Here is an 18,384-nt window from a genome sequence, read left to right on the forward strand (position 1 = left end):
ATGGAACGTATCGATCACCTGTTGCCCTGGGGTCACCTGGGTTGCGAGCGCCAACTGACGGTGTTCCGTTTCGGCAGCGGCGAGCGCAAGGCTTATATCCAGGCCAGCCTGCACGCCGACGAGTTGCCCGGCATGCGCGCCGCCTGGGAGCTGAAAAAACGCCTGGCCGAACTGGAGCAGCAGGGCGCCCTCAACGGCGTTATCGAGTTGGTGCCGGTCGCCAATCCGATGGGCCTGGGGCAACTGCTGCAAGGCAGTCACCAGGGCCGTTTCGAGATCGGCAGTGGCAAGAATTTCAACCGGGATTTCGTCGAGTTGAGCGAGCCGGTTGCCGAGTTGCTCAAGGATAAGCTTGGGGATGATCCCCATGCCAACGTCCGGCTGATCCGCCAGGCCATGACCGATGCGCTTAACGCCTTGCCGGCGCCAAGCAGCCAGATGCAAGGTATGCAGCGGGTGTTGCTGAACCATGCGTGCACCGCCGACGTGGTCCTCGACTTGCATTGCGATGCTGAGGCCGCGCTGCACATGTACGCGCTGCCGCAACACTGGCCGCAGTGGCGTTCGCTGTCGGCGCACCTGAATGTGAAGGTCGGCCTGCTGGCGGAAGACTCCGGCGGCAGCTCGTTTGACGAAGCCTGTTCGCTGCCGTGGTTGCGCTTGTCCCGGGCGTTCCCCGAGGCGCAGGTTCCGTTGGCATGCCTGGCCACGACGCTGGAGCTGGGCGGCCAGGCCGATACGGGGCGTGACGAAGCGATTTTCCACGCCGAGGGCATCCTGGCGTTTCTTGCCGAGCAAGGCTTGATCCGTGGTGAATGGCCCGCGCCGCAACACGAACCCTGCGAAGGCCTGCCCTTTGAAGGCACCGAATTGTTGTTTGCGCCCCACGCCGGCGTGATCAGTTACCTGCGTAAAGCCGGTGATGTGGTGGAAACCGGCGACCCGATATTTGAAGTGATCGATCCCTTGTCCGACCGCGTCAGCATTGTGTGCGCGGGTACGCCTGGGGTGTTGTTTGCCGTTGAACGGCTACGTTATGCCCAAGCGGGTTTCTGGCTGGCCAAGGTGGCGGGGCGCGACGCGCTGCGGCACGGGCGCTTGCTCAACGACTGACCAACTGTTTTTGTGAGAACCGACCGCATGTACAAACTTGAAGTCCAAGACCTGCATAAACGCTATGGCAGTCATGAAGTGCTCAAAGGTGTTTCCCTGGCCGCCGCGGCCGGTGATGTGATCAGCATCATCGGGTCCAGCGGTTCGGGCAAAAGTACCTTTTTGCGCTGCATCAACCTGCTGGAGCAACCCCACGCCGGCAAGATTCTGCTCAATAACGAAGAGCTGAAGCTGGTGGCCAACAAGGACGGCGCCATGAAGGCCGCAGACCCTAAACAGCTGCAACGCATGCGTTCGCGACTGTCGATGGTGTTCCAGCACTTCAACCTGTGGTCGCACATGACGGCTCTGGAAAATGTTATGGAAGCGCCGGTGCACGTGCTCGGTATGTCGAAAAAAGACGCCCGGGAAAAGGCCGAGCACTACCTGGCTAAAGTCGGTGTGGGCCATCGTAAGGATGCGTTCCCCGGCCATATGTCCGGCGGCGAGCAGCAGCGCGTGGCGATTGCACGTGCCCTGGCGATGGAGCCTGAGGTGATGCTGTTTGACGAGCCCACCTCGGCCCTCGACCCGGAGCTGGTAGGCGAAGTGCTCAAGGTGATGCAGGACCTGGCCCAGGAAGGCCGGACCATGGTGGTGGTGACTCACGAAATGGGCTTTGCCCGTGAAGTCTCCAACCAGTTGGTGTTCCTGCACAAAGGCATTGTCGAGGAACGTGGCAACCCGCGCGAAGTGCTGGTCAACCCGCAGTCCGAGCGTTTGCAGCAGTTTCTCTCCGGCAGCTTGAAGTAAACAGAACTGCTTTTATGCACTGAATTAGTGCAAGCTTCACAGCTTTAAGGCTGGCCCCGATCCCCTGTGGGAGCTGGCTTGCCTGCGATGGCGGTGGGGCAGTTTGCCTCTCTGGCACAGACATGCCGCCATCGCAGGCAAGCCAGCTCCCACATTAGATCTCTATATGTTTTGAGATTTGTGTTGGTTTACGGGCTAGCATTGGCCTTTGTCTTCATTACTGTTTTTCGCTTCGGATAGCACTCCATGACTGCCCATCGAATTGGTTTCCTGATTTGGCCCAGCACTAAAGCACTGACGCTTGCGCTGGCTGAGGAGGCCTTGCGCGTTGCTCAGCGGGTGCATCCGGACGTGGTGTACGAACTGTCGTTTTTGCAGGCTGAACCGCCGATCGAAGGCGCCTGGCAACTGCCCGGTGAACCTTGGGCGGGCAAGCTGGAAGGTTTTCAAAAGCTGTTCCTGTTGGCAGATGAGCCGCCTGCCGTCATCGCTTCCCAACTCAGCACGGCGCTCAAGCAGCTTGTTCGGGCAGGTTGCGTGATTGGCGGTTTGTCAGCCGGTGTTTATCCGTTGGCGCAACTGGGTTTGCTCGACGGTTATCGCGCCGCCGTGCACTGGCGCTGGCAGGATGATTTCGCCGAGCGTTTCCCCAAGGTCATCGCCACCAGCCATCTGTTTGACTGGGACCGTGACCGCCTGACCGCCTGCGGTGGCATGTCGGTACTCGACCTGTTGCTGGCGGTGCTGGCCCGTGACCACGGCGCTGAACTGGCGGGCGCCGTCTCGGAAGAACTGGTGGTGGAGCGCATCCGCGAAGGCGGCGAGCGCCAGCGTATCCCGCTGCAAAACCGCCTGGGCTCCAGCCATCCCAAGCTGACCCAGGCCGTGTTGCTGATGGAAGCCAATATTGAAGAGCCGCTGACCACCGACGAAATTGCCCAGCACGTATGCGTGTCCCGACGACAGCTCGAGCGGATCTTCAAGCAATACCTCAATCGTGTCCCCAGCCAGTATTACCTGGAACTGCGCCTGAACAAGGCCCGCCAGATGCTCATGCAAACCAGCAAGTCGATCATCCAGATCGGCCTGTCCTGCGGCTTCTCCTCGGGGCCGCACTTTTCCAGCGCCTATCGCAACTTCTTCGGCGCCACCCCTCGCGAAGACCGCAACCAGCGGCGCAGCAGCAGCCCATTCGAATTGTCGTCGGTGCCTTCCGAGCGCGGTTGAGGCCTCGGTCATTCATTTAGCGCCCGGAGCGCCGCAAACCCCGCGCCAGCGTTTAAACTGCGCCATTGCGATGCTATTTGTCGCATTGGCGTAAACCCGCGAAAATCGCGGGTTGGCGCTATAAGAAGTTGTCGCTTGGCGGCAAGGCCGCGCTGAAAACTGTCCTTACAATCCCTGCATCGCCCGCCAGTTTCAGGCAGGCGTTCCTCTTCAGGAGACTCCGATGTCCGTTGAGCAAGCCCCGGTGCAACGTGCCGATTTCGACCAGGTCATGGTTCCCAACTACGCACCTGCCGCTTTCATCCCCGTGCGTGGCGAAGGTTCGCGCGTATGGGACCAGGCGGGCCGAGAGCTGATCGACTTTGCCGGCGGCATCGCGGTCAACGTATTGGGCCACGCCCACCCGGCGCTGGTCGGTGCACTGACCGAACAGGCCAACAAGCTGTGGCACGTGTCCAACGTCTTCACCAATGAGCCGGCCTTGCGCCTGGCCCATAAGCTGATCGACGCCACCTTTGCCGAGCGCGTGTTCTTCTGCAACTCCGGCGCCGAAGCCAACGAGGCCGCCTTCAAGCTGGCCCGTCGCGTCGCGTTCGACCGTTTTGGCACCGAGAAATACGAAATCATCGCCGCGCTGAACAGCTTCCACGGCCGCACCCTGTTCACTGTGAACGTGGGTGGCCAGTCGAAGTATTCCGACGGCTTCGGTCCAAAAATCGTTGGCATCACCCACGTGCCCTTCAACGATCTGGAAGCGCTGAAAGCGGCGATTTCGGACAAGACCTGCGCCGTGGTGCTCGAGCCGATCCAGGGCGAAGGCGGCGTATTGCCGGCCGAGCTTGCATACCTGCAAGGTGCCCGCGACCTGTGCGACGCGAACAACGCGCTGCTGGTGTTCGACGAAGTGCAAACCGGCATGGGCCGCAGCGGCGAGCTGTTCGCCTACCAGCATTACGGCGTCGTGCCGGATATTCTCACCAGCGCCAAGAGCCTGGGCGGCGGTTTCCCGATTGCAGCCATGCTGACTACGGAGGCCCTGGCCAAGCATTTGGTCGTTGGCACCCACGGCACCACCTACGGCGGCAACCCGCTGGCGTGCGCGGTGGCGGAAGCGGTAATCGACGTGATCAACACCCCGCAAGTGCTGGCCGGCGTTAATGCCAAGCACGACCTGTTCGTTGCCCGCCTGGAGAAGATCGGCCAGCAATATGGCATTTTCACCCAAGTGCGTGGCCTGGGCCTGCTGCTCGGTTGCGTGTTGAGCGATGCCTGGAAAGGCAAGGCCAAGGACATCTTCAACGCCGCCGAACGCGAAGGCTTGATGATCCTGCAAGCCGGCCCGGATGTAGTGCGTTTCGCCCCGAGCCTGGTGGTGGAAGATGCCGATATCCAGGAAGGCCTGGACCGCTTCGAGCGTGCTGTTAAAAAGCTGACGCAAGCCTGATAGACCGTTTGGCGCCTGGCGATCCTGGCGTCGAACAAAAATTTCAAGGCCGGACCGGATCAAGTGTGGGAGCTGGCTTGCCTGCGATGGCGGTGCCACAGGCAACATCTGTGCTGACTGACACACCGTCATCGCGGGCAAGCCCGGCTCCCACATGGATCTGCTTACACAATAAGTCCTGTGTAGGCAGTTCCCCTGTCCGGCATTTTTTCCTGTGAGTTTTTCGAGTTAAGGAGTGACACCATGCTGGTGATGCGCCCCGCGCAAATGGCTGATCTGGGCGAGGTACAGCGTCTGGCTGCGGACAGCCCGATTGGTGTCACCTCCTTGCCGGATGATGTCGAACGCTTGAGCGACAAGATCGCAGCAAGCGAAGCGTCCTTCGCGGCCGAGGTCAGCTTCAACGGTGAAGAAAGCTATTTCTTCGTCCTTGAAGACACCGACGCCGGCAAGCTGGTGGGCTGCTCGGCCATCGTCGCTTCGGCCGGCTACTCGGAACCGTTCTACAGCTTCCGCAACGAAACCTTCGTGCACGCCTCCCGCGAGCTGAAGATCCACAACAAGATCCACGTGCTTTCGCAGTGCCACGACCTGACCGGCAACAGCTTGCTGACCAGTTTTTACGTGGTGCCGGAACTGGTGGGTTCGCCGTGGTCGGAACTCAATTCCCGGGGCCGCCTGCTGTTCGTGGCCGGTCACCCGGAGCGCTTTGCCGATTCGGTGGTGACCGAGATCGTGGGCTACAGCGACGAGAACGGTGATTCGCCGTTCTGGGACGCGATTGGCCGCAACTTCTTCGACCTCAACTACGCCGCCGCCGAGCGTCTGTGCGGGTTGAAGAGCCGGACGTTCCTCGCCGAACTGATGCCGCACTACCCGATCTACGTGCCGCTGTTGCCGGACGAAGCCCAGGAGGCCATGGGCCAGGTGCATCCACGGGCGCAGATCACCTTCGACATCCTGATGCGCGAAGGCTTCGAGACCGACCATTACATCGACATTTTCGACGGCGGCCCAACGCTGCATGCGCGGGTTTCGGGCATTCGCTCGATCGCCCAAAGCCGTGTGGTGCCGGTGAAGATCGGCGAGATGGCCAAGGGCGTCGGCCGTCAGTACCTGGTCAGCAACGGCCAGTTGCAGGATTACCGTGCGGTGATGCTGGAACTGGACTACGCGCCGGGCAAGCCAGTGACCCTGGACCTGGAAACCGCCGAGGCCCTGGGCGTCGGCGAAGGTGCCAGTGTTCGTTTGGTAGCGGTTTAAGAATGAGTTTCGCGGGTGGCTGCAAGCGGCCCGTTTGAGGAGATAGCATGATCGTTCGTCCCGTACGCAGCAGCGATTTACCGGCCCTGATTGATCTGGCGCGCAGCACCGGCACCGGCCTCACCACCTTGCCGGCCAACGAAGAGCGCCTGACCCACCGGGTCGGCTGGGCTGAGAAGACCTTTCGCGGCGAGGCCGGGCGCGGTGATGCAGACTACCTGTTCGTGCTGGAAAACGACGAAGGCCGCGTGGTCGGGATTTCCGCCATCGCCGGTGCCGTCGGCCTGCGTGAGCCCTGGTACAACTTCCGGGTGGGCCTGACGGTCAGCGCCTCCCAGGAGCTGAACATCTACCGTGAAATCCCGACGCTGTTTCTGGCCAACGACCTGACCGGCAACTCCGAGTTGTGTTCGTTGTTCCTGCACGCCGATTACCGCAACGGCCTCAACGGCCGGATGCTGGCCAAGGCGCGCATGTTGTTTATCGCAGAATTCCCGCAGCTGTTCGGCAACAAGATCATCGCCGAGATGCGTGGCATGTCCGACGAAGCCGGGCGCTCGCCGTTCTGGGAAAGCCTGGGCCGGCACTTCTTCAAGATGGAATTCAGCCAGGCCGACTACCTCACCGGCGTGGGCAACAAGGCGTTTATCGCCGAGCTGATGCCGAAGTTTCCGCTGTACACCTGCTTCCTGTCTGAAGATGCGCGCAACGTAATCGGCAAGGTCCACACCGACACCGAACCGGCCCTGAGCATGCTCAAGAGCGAAGGCTTCAGCTACCAGGGTTACGTCGACATCTTCGACGCGGGCCCGGCGGTGGAGTGCGAAACCTCCAAAATCCGCGCCGTGCGCGACAGCGAAGCGCTGGTGTTGGCCATTGGCACGCCGGGTGACGACGCCACGCCGTTTTTGATCCATAACCGCAAACGCGAAGATTGCCGTATCACCGCAGCGCCGGCGCGGTTGGCTGCGGGCACCCTGGTGGTCGATCAACAGACTGCCAAGCGCCTGCAACTGATCGCCGGTGATCAGGTGCGCGCTGTACCGTTGTCCGCTGCCCGGGAGTCGAAATAATGAATTCGTTATACATCGCAGGTGAATGGCTGGCTGGCCAGGGTGAAGTGTTTGAATCACTGAACCCGGTGACCCAGCAGGTGGTGTGGTCGGGTAACGGCGCCACCGTCGAGCAGGTTGAGTCAGCTGTCCAGGCTGCGCGCCAGGCGTTTCCTGCCTGGGCCAAGCGTTCCCTGGAAGAGCGCCTGAGCGTGCTGGAAGCTTTCGCCGCGAATCTGAAAAGCCGCGCTGACGATATCGCCCGCTGCATCGGTGAGGAAACCGGCAAGCCTTTGTGGGAATCTGCCACCGAAGTCACCAGCATGGTCAACAAGGTTGCGATCTCGGTGCAAAGCTACCGTGAACGCACCGGCGAGAAGAGCGGCCCATTGGGCGATGCCACCGCTGTGTTGCGCCACAAACCCCACGGCGTGGTGGCGGTGTTCGGCCCTTATAACTTCCCGGGTCACCTGCCCAACGGGCACATCGTGCCGGCCTTGCTGGCGGGTAATACCGTGCTGTTCAAACCCAGCGAGCTGACCCCGAAAGTCGCCGAGCTGACCGTGCAATGCTGGATCGACGCCGGCCTGCCGGCGGGCGTGTTGAACCTGCTGCAAGGCGCACGGGAAACCGGGATCGCCCTGGCGGCGAATCCGGGTATCGACGGTTTGTTCTTCACCGGCTCCAGCCGCACCGGCAACCATCTGCACCAGCAATTCGCCGGGCGCCCGGACAAGATCCTCGCGCTGGAGATGGGCGGCAACAACCCGCTGGTGGTGGACGAAGTGGCCGATGTGGATGCGGCGGTGTACACCATTATCCAGTCGGCGTTCATCTCGGCCGGCCAGCGTTGCACCTGTGCCCGGCGCTTGCTGGTGCCGGAAGGCGCCTGGGGTGATGCGTTGCTCGCACGCCTGGTAGCGGTGAGTTCGAGCATTGAAGTCGGCGCGTTCGACCAAACGCCTGCGCCGTTCATGGGCTCGGTGATTTCCCTCGGTGCCGCCAAGGCGTTGATGGATGCCCAGGAGTTGCTGTTGGCCAATGGCGCCGTGGCGCTGTTGGAAATGACTCAGCCTCAGGCCCAGGCTGCGTTGCTGACGCCGGGGATTATCGATGTGACCGAGGTCGCGGATCGCGCTGACGAAGAGCTGTTCGGTCCGCTGCTGCAAGTGATCCGCTACGCAGATTTCGCGGGAGCAATTGCCGAGGCCAACAACACCCAATACGGCCTGGCGGCAGGTTTGCTGTCGGACTCCGAAGCGCGTTACCAGCAGTTCTGGCTGGAGAGCCGTGCCGGGATCGTCAACTGGAACAAACAGCTGACGGGTGCCGCGAGCAGCGCACCGTTTGGCGGCGTAGGGGCTTCAGGCAACCATCGCGCCAGCGCCTACTACGCGGCGGATTATTGCGCCTACCCGGTGGCCTCGCTTGAGGCCCCAAGCCTGGTGTTGCCTGCCACATTGACGCCCGGTGTGCGGTTGTCTTAAAGGTGCAATGAAACCCTGTGGCGAGGGAGCTTGCTCCCGCTGGGGCGCGAAGCGGCCCCAAGATTTTTGGGTCTGCTGCGCAGCCCAGCGGGAGCAAGCTCCCTCGCCACAGAGAGCCATGTTATTGATGCCTATAAAAATACAGATGTTCGTGGAGCCTCGCCGATGAAATCCTGTGAAGTCAATTTTGACGGTCTCGTGGGGCCGACCCATAACTACGGCGGTTTGTCCTACGGCAACGTCGCGTCCCAGAGCAACAGCCAGCAGTCTTCCAACCCGAAGGAAGCGGCGCTGCAAGGCCTGGCGAAGATGAAAGCCCTGATGGAAATGGGCTTTGTGCAAGGGGTGCTGGCGCCCCAGGAACGTCCGGATGTGGCCGCCTTGCGCAGCCTCGGGTTTGCCGGCACCGACGCACAGGTCATCCAGCAAGCCGCCAGGCAGGCCATGCCATTGTTGGTGGCGAGCTGCTCGGCATCGAGCATGTGGGTGGCCAACGCCGCCACCGTCAGCCCGAGCGCCGACACGGCCGATGGCCGCGTGCATTTCACCGCCGCCAACCTCAACTGCAAATACCACCGCAGCATCGAACACCCGACCACCAGCCGCGTGCTGGGGGCGATGTTTGCCGATGGCAAGCACTTCGCCCACCACGCCGCGTTGCCGGCGGTGGCGCAGTTCGGCGACGAAGGCGCGGCCAACCACACGCGTTTCTGCCGTGACTATGGCGAGGCGGGCGTAGAGTTTTTCGTGTTCGGCCGCAGTGCGTTCGACACCCGTTACCCGGCGCCGCAAAAGTACCCGGCGCGCCAGACGTTGGAAGCCTCCCAAGCGGTCGCGCGCCTGCACGGCCTGCGGGATGACGGCGTGGTGTTCGCCCAGCAGAACCCGGCGGTGATCGATGCCGGTGTGTTCCACAACGACGTGATCGCGGTGGGCAACGGCGAAGTGCTGTTCTATCACGAGGATGCGTTCCTCAATACCGAACAGATGCTCGGCGAATTGCAGGGAAAACTCGGCAAACTCGGCGGCAATTTCCAGTCGATCTGCGTGCCTCGTGCCCAGGTTGGCGTTGAAGACGCTGTGCGCTCCTACCTGTTCAACAGCCAGTTGCTGACCCGCGCCGACGGTTCGATGCTGCTGATCGTGCCGGAAGAGTGCCGCGCCAACGAACGTGTCTGGCAGTACCTGCAAGGCCTGACGTCTTCCGGTGGGCTGATCCGCGAAGTGAAAGTCTTCGACCTCAAGCAAAGCATGCAGAATGGCGGGGGCCCGGCGTGCCTGCGCTTGCGCGTAGCCTTGAATGAAACCGAACTGGCGGCGGTCAACCCAGGGGTTATCATGACGGCGCCGTTGTACGACACGCTCACCCAATGGGTCGACAAGCACTACCGCGACAGCCTGCGGGAAACCGACCTGGCTGACCCGCAATTGCTGCTTGAGTGCCGGACGGCACTGGATGAACTGACGCAAATCCTTAAACTGGGCTCGGTTTATCCTTTCCAGATCAATTAACGCCGCACGGCTGAGAACTATTTATGACCACCGACACCCTGAAACTGATCCTTGAAGACACCGACGGCACCCAGCTGGAAACCTCCTGCACCCGCGTCGCCGTGGTCTGGCAGGGCAAGGAGATCTGGATCCAGCACGACGGCCGTGGCCAACTGCTGATCGGCGTTGACGTGGAAGAGGGCGACTCGGAATACGCCAACCTGCTGATGCGTCCATTGGCGACCAACCTGATGAGCCTGCAACTGGAAATGGAACCGGCCGACGTTGAAGGTGATGACGACGACCACGTCCACGGTCCTGGCTGCAACCACTAAGGAAGCTGCTTATGCTCGCCCTCGGCAAACTGCTTGAACTGACCCTCGCCGGTCGCGAACCGGCGCAAAAAATTCAACTGACTGTCGATGGCGTGCAATTGCGCTGGCTCAGTGAGGGCGCGCTGGAAGTGCGCCCTCCTGAGGCGCGGGACAACGGTAGCGACGTGCTGCTGTCGTCCGGCATCCATGGCAACGAAACCGCGCCAATCGAATTGGCCGACCGCTTGCTGCAGGGCATTGCCCGTGGGGAGATCAAGCCCCGTACCCGTATGCTGTTCCTGTTCGGTAACCCCGAGGCCATGCGCCGCGGCGAGCGTTACCTCGAGCTGGACGTCAACCGGCTGTTCAACGGCCGCCACGAACAAAACATTGGCCCCGAAGCCATGCGTGCTGCCGAGCTTGAGCAGTTGGCCCGCACGTTCTTCAGCGTGCCTGGGCGTAGCCGTTTGCACTACGACCTGCACACCGCCATTCGGGGCTCGAAGATCGAGCAGTTTGCGCTGTACCCGTGGAAAGACGGTCGCCAGCATTCGCGCCATGAACTGGCGCGCCTGCGCGCCGCCGGCATGGAAGCGGTGCTGTTGCAGAACAAGACCTCGATCACCTTCACCGCGTTTACCTATGAACAACTGGAGGCCGAGTCCTTCACCCTCGAGTTGGGCAAGGCCCGCCCGTTTGGGCAGAACCAGGGCGTGGACGTGTCCCGCCTGGAAAGCCGCCTTACGCAGATCATCGAAGGCAACGAGCCGGCCACCGAGAGCCTCGACGGCCTGAAGCTGTTCAGCGTCGCCCGGGAAGTCATCAAGCACAGCGATGCCTTCGTCCTGCATTTGCCGGCCGACGTGGAAAACTTTTCGGAATTGGAAAAGGGTTATCTGCTGGCCGAGGACATTGCCAAGACCCGCTGGGTCATCGAGGAGGAGGGCGCACGCATCATCTTCCCGAACCCGAAGGTCAAGAACGGCTTGCGCGCCGGGATATTGATTGTGCCGACCACGGATGCGGGCCTGGCATAAATCTCAAGACTGACTCGGCCAAAATGTAGGAGCTGGCTTGCCTGCGATGGCATCAACTCGGTCTGTCAGGTGCACCGAGGTGATGCCATCGCAGGCAAGCCAGCTCCTACAATGTTGCTTAAACCGCTACCGCCCGTGGCTCATTGCGACGCAGCGCGCGAACCTTGTGCAGGGTGTCGGCGCAGGTGCGTGCCGCTTCCTGGCCCTTGTGCACGAAGTGGTCGTGGAAGAACGCATGGTGCTCGCTGCCCGCGTGGAAGTGATGCGGGGTCAGGGATACCGAGAACACCGGCACTTCGGTTTCCAGCTGAACCTGCATCAGGCCGCTGACCACCGATTGGGCAACGAACTCGTGACGGTAGATCCCGCCGTCCACCACCAGGGCGGCCGCGACGATACCGGCATAACGGCCGGACTTGGCCAGCAGCTTGGCGTGCAGGGGCATTTCAAAGGCACCGCCGACTTCAAAGAAATCGATGTCCGATTCCTGGTAGCCCTGGGCGATCATTTCGGCGAGGAAACCTTTACGGCTTTGATCGACAATATCCTTGTGCCAGCAGGCCTGGATAAACGCGACACGCTCGCCGTGATGGTTTTTGCTTTTGCTGTCGATTGCGGTGGGTTGCATGTTCTGACTCCTGTTTAAGAATAAAACAGGGCGTTATGAATCGAATGGGATTTAAGGGTGCGGACAGCCTGGTCATGCGAGCATGAACCCCGGCGTTCGGCCCTTAGGTGCCAATCCCGTTCTCTCTTCATCCGGACTATGACCGTCGGCCCCGGGATCACACCGGGTCTGCTGACCTTGTCGCCGTCCTGCCGAGGCAGTTCGAGGCGCCAAGCGCTCGCGGGCTATGCACGTTGCGTGCAATTACCGCCGGTGGGGAATTACACCCCGCCCTGAGAACGTTGCCACCAGAACCCTGGCGGCGGAGAGTTTTTATCATGGTTTTTCAGAAACTGCACGGTTGGTTTATCGATAACCTATATCGGTTTGTTTGGTTGGTATTCGATTGTGCACGCCCGGGGCTTGATATTCCGCGGGTTTGCCCGCAGTAATCGTTAACACAAGAAATGCCCCAATCCGTTAGAGGCTAGTTTGATGACCGTGATTGACCTGCGCAGCGACACAGTGACCCAACCGACCCCAGGCATGCTCGACGCGATGGCCACTGCCGCCAGCGGCGACGATGTGTACGGCGAAGACCCAAGCGTGAATCGCCTGGAAGCCGAACTGGCCAAGCGCCTGGGGTTTGCCGCCGCGTTGTTCGTGCCCACCGGCACCATGAGCAACCTGCTGGCGTTGATGGCGCACTGCGAGCGTGGCGAGGAATACATCGTCGGCCAGCAGGCCCACACCTACAAATACGAAGGTGGCGGGGCGGCAGTACTCGGCTCGATCCAGCCGCAACCCCTGGAAGTGCAGGCCGACGGTTCCCTGAACCTTGAACACGTGCTGGCGGCGATCAAGCCGGACGACTTCCACTTCGCCCGTACCCGTTTGCTGGCGCTGGAAAACACCATGCAGGGCAAAGTCCTGCCGCTTGAGTACCTGGCGGCTGCGCGGGCGTTTACTCGCGAACACGGCCTGGCTTTGCACCTGGACGGCGCGCGTATCTACAACGCGGCGGTCAAGCTGGGTGTGGATGCCCGGGAGATTGCCCAGCACTTCGATTCGGTCTCGGTGTGCTTGTCCAAAGGCCTGGGGGCGCCGATCGGCTCGGTGTTGTGCGGCTCCACGGCGTTGATCGCCAAGGCCCGCCGTTTGCGCAAGATGGTCGGTGGTGGCATGCGCCAGGCCGGTTCGCTGGCGGCGGCGGGGCTGTATGCGCTGGATCATCAGGTTCAGCGCCTGGCCGACGACCACGCCAACGCCCAATGGCTGGGGGATGAATTGCGCAACGCGGGTTATACCGTGGAGCCGGTGCAGACCAACATGGTCTACGTCGATATCGGCGATCGGGCCCAGGCCTTGAAGGCGTTTGCCGCCGAGCGCGGGATCAAGTTGAGCGCCGCGCCGCGCCTGCGCATGGTCACTCACCTGGACGTCAGCCGGGCGCAGATCGAGCAAGTGCTGGCAACATTTGTCGAGTTTTCCCGGAAATGACCGTGCAGACCGTCTAATTGACTGTTTCTATCACATAAACACGCTGTACCACGGGCAAAGGGCCGATATAATGCGGCCCTTTGCCGTCGCTCCGTCTGATGACGTTTAGCACTGGCCTTTGGCCGCAGCCTCCGTGGAAGAACCTAATGAAAAGCGCAGAAATCCGTGAAGCCTTCCTTCGCTTCTTCGAAGAGCAAGGTCACACCCGTGTCGCCTCCAGCTCCTTGATCCCAGGCAATGACCCTACCCTGCTGTTCACCAACGCGGGGATGAACCAGTTCAAGGACTGCTTCCTGGGCCAGGAAAAGCGCGCCTACACCCGCGCCACCAGCAGCCAGAAGTGCGTACGCGCCGGCGGCAAGAACAGCGACCTGGAAAACGTCGGCTACACCGCCCGCCACCACACGTTCTTCGAAATGCTCGGCAACTTCAGCTTCGGCGACTATTTCAAGAAAGATGCGATCACCTTCGCCTGGACCTTCCTGACCGGCGTGCTGAAGCTGCCGAAGGAAAAACTCTGGGTCACTGTCTACGCTACCGATGACGAAGCCTACGATATCTGGACCCAGCAAATCGGGGTGCCGGCCGAGCGCATGATTCGCATCGGCGACAACAAGGGCGCGCCTTACGCCTCCGACAACTTCTGGACCATGGGCGACACCGGCCCGTGCGGCCCATGCACCGAGATTTTCTACGACCACGGCGCCGACATCTGGGGCGGCCCACCGGGCTCGCCGGAAGAAGACGGCGACCGCTACATTGAAATCTGGAACAACGTGTTCATGCAGTTCAACCGCACCGCCGATGGCGTGTTGCACCCGTTGCCAGCCCCATCGGTCGACACCGGCATGGGCCTGGAGCGGATCAGTGCGGTGATGCAGCACGTTCACTCCAACTACGAGATCGACCTGTTCACCAACCTGCTGAGTGCGTCTGCCGCGGCCATTGGTTGCGCCAACGACAATCAGTCCTCGCTCAAGGTTGTATCGGACCACATCCGTTCCTGCGGCTTCCTGATCGCCGACGGCGTGCTGCCGTCGAACGAAGGCCGTGGCTACGTGCTGCGCCGTATCATCCGTCGCGCCTGCCGCCACGGTAACAAGCTGGGAGCTACCGGCAGCTTCTTCTACAAGATCGTTGCCGCGTTGGTGGCCGAGATGGGCGAAGCCTTCCCGGAACTCAAGCAGCAGCAAGCCAACATCGAGCGCGTGCTCAAGGCCGAAGAAGAGCAGTTCTCCAAGACCCTGGAACACGGCCTGAAAATCCTCGAGCAGGACCTGGCCGAGCTTAAAGGCACGGTGGTGCCGGGTGACGTGGTGTTCAAGCTGTACGACACCTACGGTTTCCCGATGGACCTGACCGCCGACATCGCCCGCGAACGCGAGCTGACCGTCGACGAAGCAGGTTTTGAGCGTGAGATGGAAGCCCAGCGCGTCCGTGCCCGTTCCGCCAGCTCCTTTGGCCTGGACTACAACACCCTGGTAAAGGTTGATGTGGCGACTTCGTTCATTGGTTATGAAGCCACCGTTGGCTCGGCCAAGATCGTGGCTATCTATAAGGACGGCAAGTCGGTCGACGTGCTGAACGAAGGTGACGAGGCCGTTGTGGTCCTCGACCAGACCCCGTTCTACGCCGAGTCCGGTGGCCAGGTTGGCGACTGTGGTTTCCTGAGTTCGACCTCCGGCCGTTTTGAAGTGCGCGACACCACCAAGACCGGCGGTGCTTTCCTTCACCACGGCGTGCTGGTGCTGGGCAACCTGACCGTCGGCGCGCCGGTGGACACTCAGGTAGATGCCGACGTACGGCATGCAACTGCTTTGAATCATTCGGCCACTCACTTACTGCACGCCGCGTTGCGTCAGGTGTTGGGTGAGCATGTGCAGCAGAAGGGTTCGTTGGTCGATAGCCAGCGCCTGCGCTTTGACTTCAGTCATTTCGAGGCGATCAAGCCTGAGCAGTTGAAGGCCCTGGAAGACATCGTCAACGCCGAGATCCGCAAGAACACTCCGGTTGAAACCGAAGAGACCGACATCGAGACAGCCAAGCAAAAAGGCGCCATGGCGCTGTTTGGCGAGAAGTACGGCGACGAAGTGCGCGTACTGAGTATGGGCGGCAGCTTCTCGGTGGAACTGTGTGGCGGTATCCACGCCAGCCGTACCGGCGACATCGGCCTGCTGAAAATCATCAGCGAAGGCGGCGTGGCATCTGGTGTACGTCGTATTGAAGCGGTCACCGGTGCTGCGGCCCTGGCCTACCTCAATGCGGCTGAAGAACAACTCAAGGAAGCGGCCAGCCTGGTCAAGGGCAGCCGCGACAACCTGATCGACAAGCTTGCAGGCGTACTGGAGCGCAACCGTCAGTTGGAGAAACAGCTGGAGCAGTTGCAGGCCAAGGCTGCCAGTGCGGCGGGCGACGATCTGTCGGCTTCGGCGTTGGACGTCAAGGGCGTTAAGGTCTTGGCCGTGCGCCTGGACGGTCAGGATGGCAAGGCGCTGTTGGCCTTGGTCGATCAGTTGAAGAACAAGCTCGGCCGCGCAGTGATCCTGCTCGGCAGTGTCCATGAGGATAAGGTCGTTCTGGTTGCCGGTGTAACCAAAGACCTGACTGGCCAACTCAAGGCCGGTGATTTGATGAAACAAGCCGCTGCGGCAGTGGGCGGGAAGGGCGGTGGTCGTCCGGACATGGCGCAAGGCGGTGGTGTTGATGCCGGTGCCCTGGACGCGGCCCTGGCCCTGACCGTGCCGTTTGTCGAGGCAGGTATTTAAGACGCTGTTAATGAGCCCGTGGTCTAGTCGCGGGCTCGGTCAGTGCTGGTTGATTGAATAATAGGCGCCCCTTTACGGGCTGAGGCGGCTTAGAAATGGCTTTGATCGTACAGAAATTTGGAGGCACCTCGGTCGGCTCCGTCGAAAGAATCGAGCAGGTTGCCGACAAGGTTAAGAAATTCCGCGATGCTGGCGACGACCTGGTGGTGGTGCTGTCGGCGATGAGCGGCGAGACCAATCGCCTGATCGATCTGGCCAAGCAAATCAGTGGCGATCAACAACCGGTTCCCCGCGAGCTGGACGTAATCATCTCCACTGGTGAGCAGGTGACCATCGCGTTGCTGGCCATGGCGCTGAATAAACGTGGTGTGCCAGCGGTGTCCTACACTGGCAACCAGGTCCGCATTCTTACAGACAGCGCACACACAAAAGCGCGCATCCTGCAGATTGATGACCAGAAGATTCGCGCAGACCTGAAGGCCGGGCGTGTAGTTGTTGTTGCCGGCTTCCAGGGCGTCGACGAGCACGGCAACATCACGACCCTCGGGCGTGGCGGTTCCGACACCACCGGCGTGGCGCTGGCGGCAGCCCTGAAGGCTGACGAATGCCAGATCTACACCGATGTGGACGGCGTCTACACCACCGACCCACGGGTTGTGTCCGTGGCTCAACGCCTGGACAAGATCACCTTTGAAGAGATGCTGGAAATGGCCAGTCTCGGTTCCAAGGTGTTGCAGATCCGTGCCGTTGAGTTCGCCGGCAAGTACAACGTTCCGCTGCGCGTACTGCACAGCTTCAAGGAGGGTCCGGGCACCCTCATTACTATTGATGAAGAGGAATCCATGGAACAGCCGATCATTTCCGGCATCGCTTTTAATCGCGATGAAGCCAAGCTGACCATCCGTGGCGTGCCAGACACCCCGGGCGTGGCCTTCAAGATTCTCGGGCCAATCAGTGGCGAAAACATTGAAGTCGATATGATCGTGCAGAACGTTGCGCACGATAACACCACCGATTTCACCTTCACCGTGCACCGCAACGAGTACGATGCGGCGCAGAAGGTGTTGCTCAACACTGCGAGCGAGATTGGCGCCCGTGAAGTGGTTGGCGATACCAAGATTGCCAAGGTGTCGATCGTGGGCGTGGGTATGCGTTCCCATGCGGGCGTTGCCAGCCGCATGTTCGAAGCCCTGGCCAAGGAAAGCATCAACATCCAGATGATCTCCACGTCGGAAATCAAGGTGTCGGTGGTGATCGAAGAGAAGTACCTGGAACTGGCTGTACGCGCACTGCATACCGCTTTTGAGCTGGACGCTCCGGCCCGACAGGGCGAGTGATGCGTTACCAGGAAGGCGCGGTTAACCGCGCCTTTCATTTTTTTGTCGGGTGCGTGGTAGAGGCCTGTTCTTTTGCCTGTGCTCGACAATACTTAGGCGGGTAGGGCTACGACCGTTTGGTGGTAGATCGAATGCCTTTTTTTGCAGACTGTTGTTCCCGAAATGAAATGCGTGAGGAGAAAGGTATGCTGATTCTGACTCGTCGATGCGCAGAAAGCCTGATTATTGGTGATGGCGAAATCACCGTGACCGTGCTCGGCGTCAAAGGCAATCAAGTGCGTATTGGGGTTAACGCTCCGAAAGAGGTGGCTGTCCACCGCGAGGAAATTTACCTGCGGATCAAGAAAGAGAAGGACGAAGAACCAAGCCATTAATTTTTATCGTTTTTTATGTTTGCAAACGGGGATGAAGCTGGTTAATATACGCCCCGTGTTGCGGAGAGCTGGCCGAGTGGCCGAAGGCGCTCCCCTGCTAAGGGAGTACACCTCAAAAGGGTGTCGGGGGTTCGAATCCCCCGTTCTCCGCCATTATTTGCTTAGTACGTTGCAATCTGGTTTTTTCGCTAAGTTGTTGAAACTAAACGAAAAAATAGCTTTACATAGAGATTGAACGGCCTATAATGCGCGGCAACAAATGCACTCGTAGCTCAGCTGGATAGAGTACTCGGCTACGAACCGAGCGGTCACAGGTTCGAATCCTGTCGAGTGCACCATTTAAGAGTTAGTTGCAGCAATGCAGGTAGCTTGGCTTCAACCAGTTGTGATCTGGTCTAAAAACACAATCTGCACTCGTAGCTCAGCTGGATAGAGTACTCGGCTACGAACCGAGCGGTCACAGGTTCGAATCCTGTCGAGTGCACCAAACAACAAAAAGCCCGCCTAGTGCGGGCTTTTTGCCGTCTGGGGTTTTTATTTTCCTGGGCGCCTTTTTCTCCCGCCCATGTGTTTTCCTCTCA

The 18,384-nt window shown here is 60.5% G+C and carries 15 protein-coding genes, 3 tRNA genes and 1 riboswitch; of the genes, 17 read left to right on the top strand and 1 reads right to left on the bottom strand.

The window, feature by feature from the left end:
- The 10 genes from ACZRN6_RS04090 to astE all read left to right on the top strand — a co-directional run bounded on the left by ACZRN6_RS04090 (position 1) and on the right by astE (position 11,220).
- Positions 1 to 1,113, top strand: coding sequence for a succinylglutamate desuccinylase/aspartoacylase family protein (locus ACZRN6_RS04090; RefSeq protein ID WP_322146969.1), 1,113 nt, complete (start codon positions 1 to 3; stop codon positions 1,111 to 1,113).
- A 27-nt stretch (positions 1,114 to 1,140) separates the two neighbouring features.
- Positions 1,141 to 1,905, top strand: a complete 765-nt coding sequence (locus ACZRN6_RS04095) for an ABC transporter ATP-binding protein (protein ID WP_003214336.1) — start codon at positions 1,141 to 1,143, stop codon at positions 1,903 to 1,905.
- A gap of 246 nt (positions 1,906 to 2,151) precedes the next feature.
- Positions 2,152 to 3,132: a transcriptional regulator ArgR gene (gene argR, locus ACZRN6_RS04100; RefSeq protein WP_322146968.1), complete on the top strand. Its 981-nt coding sequence runs from the start codon at positions 2,152 to 2,154 to the stop codon at positions 3,130 to 3,132.
- 223 nt (positions 3,133 to 3,355) lie between these two features.
- Positions 3,356 to 4,576 carry an aspartate aminotransferase family protein gene (locus ACZRN6_RS04105; RefSeq protein ID WP_322146967.1) on the top strand — a complete coding sequence of 407 codons (1,221 nt, stop codon included), beginning with the start codon at positions 3,356 to 3,358 and terminating at the stop codon, positions 4,574 to 4,576.
- Positions 4,577 to 4,819: 243 nt separating this feature from the next.
- On the top strand, positions 4,820 to 5,839 hold the full coding sequence (aruF, locus tag ACZRN6_RS04110; protein ID WP_322146966.1) for an arginine/ornithine succinyltransferase subunit alpha: 1,020 nt from the start codon (positions 4,820 to 4,822) through the stop codon (positions 5,837 to 5,839).
- Between the two features lie 47 nt (positions 5,840 to 5,886).
- Positions 5,887 to 6,912 carry an arginine N-succinyltransferase gene (gene astA, locus ACZRN6_RS04115; RefSeq protein WP_322146965.1) on the top strand — a complete coding sequence of 342 codons (1,026 nt, stop codon included), beginning with the start codon at positions 5,887 to 5,889 and terminating at the stop codon, positions 6,910 to 6,912.
- Entirely contained in the window at positions 6,909 to 8,378 is a 1,470-nt protein-coding gene (gene astD / locus ACZRN6_RS04120) for a succinylglutamate-semialdehyde dehydrogenase (protein ID WP_322148737.1), read from the top strand. The genes astA and astD overlap by 4 nt, the downstream gene beginning before the upstream one ends.
- A 165-nt stretch (positions 8,379 to 8,543) precedes the next feature.
- Positions 8,544 to 9,890 (top strand): N-succinylarginine dihydrolase, encoded by a 1,347-nt coding sequence (astB, locus tag ACZRN6_RS04125; RefSeq protein WP_464007277.1) that lies wholly within the window; start codon positions 8,544 to 8,546, stop codon positions 9,888 to 9,890.
- A gap of 23 nt (positions 9,891 to 9,913) precedes the next feature.
- Positions 9,914 to 10,204, top strand: coding sequence for a topoisomerase II (locus ACZRN6_RS04130; protein ID WP_322146963.1), 291 nt, complete (start codon positions 9,914 to 9,916; stop codon positions 10,202 to 10,204).
- Positions 10,205 to 10,215: 11 nt separating this feature from the next.
- Positions 10,216 to 11,220: a succinylglutamate desuccinylase gene (gene astE, locus ACZRN6_RS04135; RefSeq protein ID WP_464007278.1), complete on the top strand. Its 1,005-nt coding sequence runs from the start codon at positions 10,216 to 10,218 to the stop codon at positions 11,218 to 11,220.
- Positions 11,221 to 11,338: 118 nt separating this feature from the next.
- Here astE and ACZRN6_RS04140 read toward each other — a convergent pair whose 3' ends face one another.
- On the bottom strand, positions 11,339 to 11,848 hold the full coding sequence (locus ACZRN6_RS04140) for a 6,7-dimethyl-8-ribityllumazine synthase (RefSeq protein WP_322146961.1): 510 nt from the start codon (positions 11,846 to 11,848) through the stop codon (positions 11,339 to 11,341).
- Between the two features lie 114 nt (positions 11,849 to 11,962).
- Positions 11,963 to 12,132, bottom strand: a riboswitch (FMN riboswitch).
- Positions 12,133 to 12,322: 190 nt separating this feature from the next.
- Between ACZRN6_RS04140 and ltaE the strand changes: the two genes are divergently transcribed.
- The 7 genes from ltaE to ACZRN6_RS04175 all read left to right on the top strand — a co-directional run bounded on the left by ltaE (position 12,323) and on the right by ACZRN6_RS04175 (position 18,290).
- Entirely contained in the window at positions 12,323 to 13,327 is a 1,005-nt protein-coding gene (gene ltaE / locus ACZRN6_RS04145) for a low-specificity L-threonine aldolase (protein ID WP_464007279.1), read from the top strand.
- Between the two features lie 146 nt (positions 13,328 to 13,473).
- Positions 13,474 to 16,092 (top strand): alanine--tRNA ligase, encoded by a 2,619-nt coding sequence (gene alaS / locus ACZRN6_RS04150; RefSeq protein WP_322146959.1) that lies wholly within the window; start codon positions 13,474 to 13,476, stop codon positions 16,090 to 16,092.
- A 95-nt stretch (positions 16,093 to 16,187) separates the two neighbouring features.
- The gene (locus tag ACZRN6_RS04155) at positions 16,188 to 17,429 is read left to right on the top strand and encodes an aspartate kinase (protein ID WP_010165647.1); all 1,242 of its coding nucleotides are present in this window, start codon (positions 16,188 to 16,190) and stop codon (positions 17,427 to 17,429) included.
- Positions 17,430 to 17,614: 185 nt separating this feature from the next.
- A complete protein-coding gene (csrA, locus tag ACZRN6_RS04160) occupies positions 17,615 to 17,803 on the top strand; it encodes a carbon storage regulator CsrA (protein ID WP_002554426.1) in 189 nt (62 codons plus the stop codon).
- A gap of 62 nt (positions 17,804 to 17,865) precedes the next feature.
- Positions 17,866 to 17,956: transfer RNA gene (locus tag ACZRN6_RS04165), tRNA-Ser, on the top strand.
- 108 nt (positions 17,957 to 18,064) lie between these two features.
- Positions 18,065 to 18,141 (top strand) — tRNA-Arg (locus tag ACZRN6_RS04170).
- A 72-nt stretch (positions 18,142 to 18,213) separates the two neighbouring features.
- Positions 18,214 to 18,290 (top strand) — tRNA-Arg (locus ACZRN6_RS04175).
- Positions 18,291 to 18,384: the final 94 nt, after the last annotated feature.

It is taken from the genome of Pseudomonas sp. A125 (assembly GCF_055409485.1).

Bases quoted from the DNA above. Each gene is read 5' to 3' on its own strand.
- ACZRN6_RS04090 (WP_322146969.1), top strand. From the start codon at position 1: ATGGAACGTATCGATCACCTGTTGCCCTGGGGTCACCTGGGTTGCGAG.
- ACZRN6_RS04095 (WP_003214336.1), top strand. From the start codon at position 1,141: ATGTACAAACTTGAAGTCCAAGACCTGCATAAACGCTATGGCAGTCAT.
- argR (WP_322146968.1), top strand. From the start codon at position 2,152: ATGACTGCCCATCGAATTGGTTTCCTGATTTGGCCCAGCACTAAAGCA.
- ACZRN6_RS04105 (WP_322146967.1), top strand. From the start codon at position 3,356: ATGTCCGTTGAGCAAGCCCCGGTGCAACGTGCCGATTTCGACCAGGTC.
- aruF (WP_322146966.1), top strand. From the start codon at position 4,820: ATGCTGGTGATGCGCCCCGCGCAAATGGCTGATCTGGGCGAGGTACAG.
- astA (WP_322146965.1), top strand. From the start codon at position 5,887: ATGATCGTTCGTCCCGTACGCAGCAGCGATTTACCGGCCCTGATTGAT.
- astB (WP_464007277.1), top strand. From the start codon at position 8,544: ATGAAATCCTGTGAAGTCAATTTTGACGGTCTCGTGGGGCCGACCCAT.
- ACZRN6_RS04130 (WP_322146963.1), top strand. From the start codon at position 9,914: ATGACCACCGACACCCTGAAACTGATCCTTGAAGACACCGACGGCACC.
- astE (WP_464007278.1), top strand. From the start codon at position 10,216: ATGCTCGCCCTCGGCAAACTGCTTGAACTGACCCTCGCCGGTCGCGAA.
- ACZRN6_RS04140 (WP_322146961.1), bottom strand. From the start codon at position 11,848: ATGCAACCCACCGCAATCGACAGCAAAAGCAAAAACCATCACGGCGAG.
- ltaE (WP_464007279.1), top strand. From the start codon at position 12,323: ATGACCGTGATTGACCTGCGCAGCGACACAGTGACCCAACCGACCCCA.
- alaS (WP_322146959.1), top strand. From the start codon at position 13,474: ATGAAAAGCGCAGAAATCCGTGAAGCCTTCCTTCGCTTCTTCGAAGAG.
- ACZRN6_RS04155 (WP_010165647.1), top strand. From the start codon at position 16,188: ATGGCTTTGATCGTACAGAAATTTGGAGGCACCTCGGTCGGCTCCGTC.
- csrA (WP_002554426.1), top strand. From the start codon at position 17,615: ATGCTGATTCTGACTCGTCGATGCGCAGAAAGCCTGATTATTGGTGAT.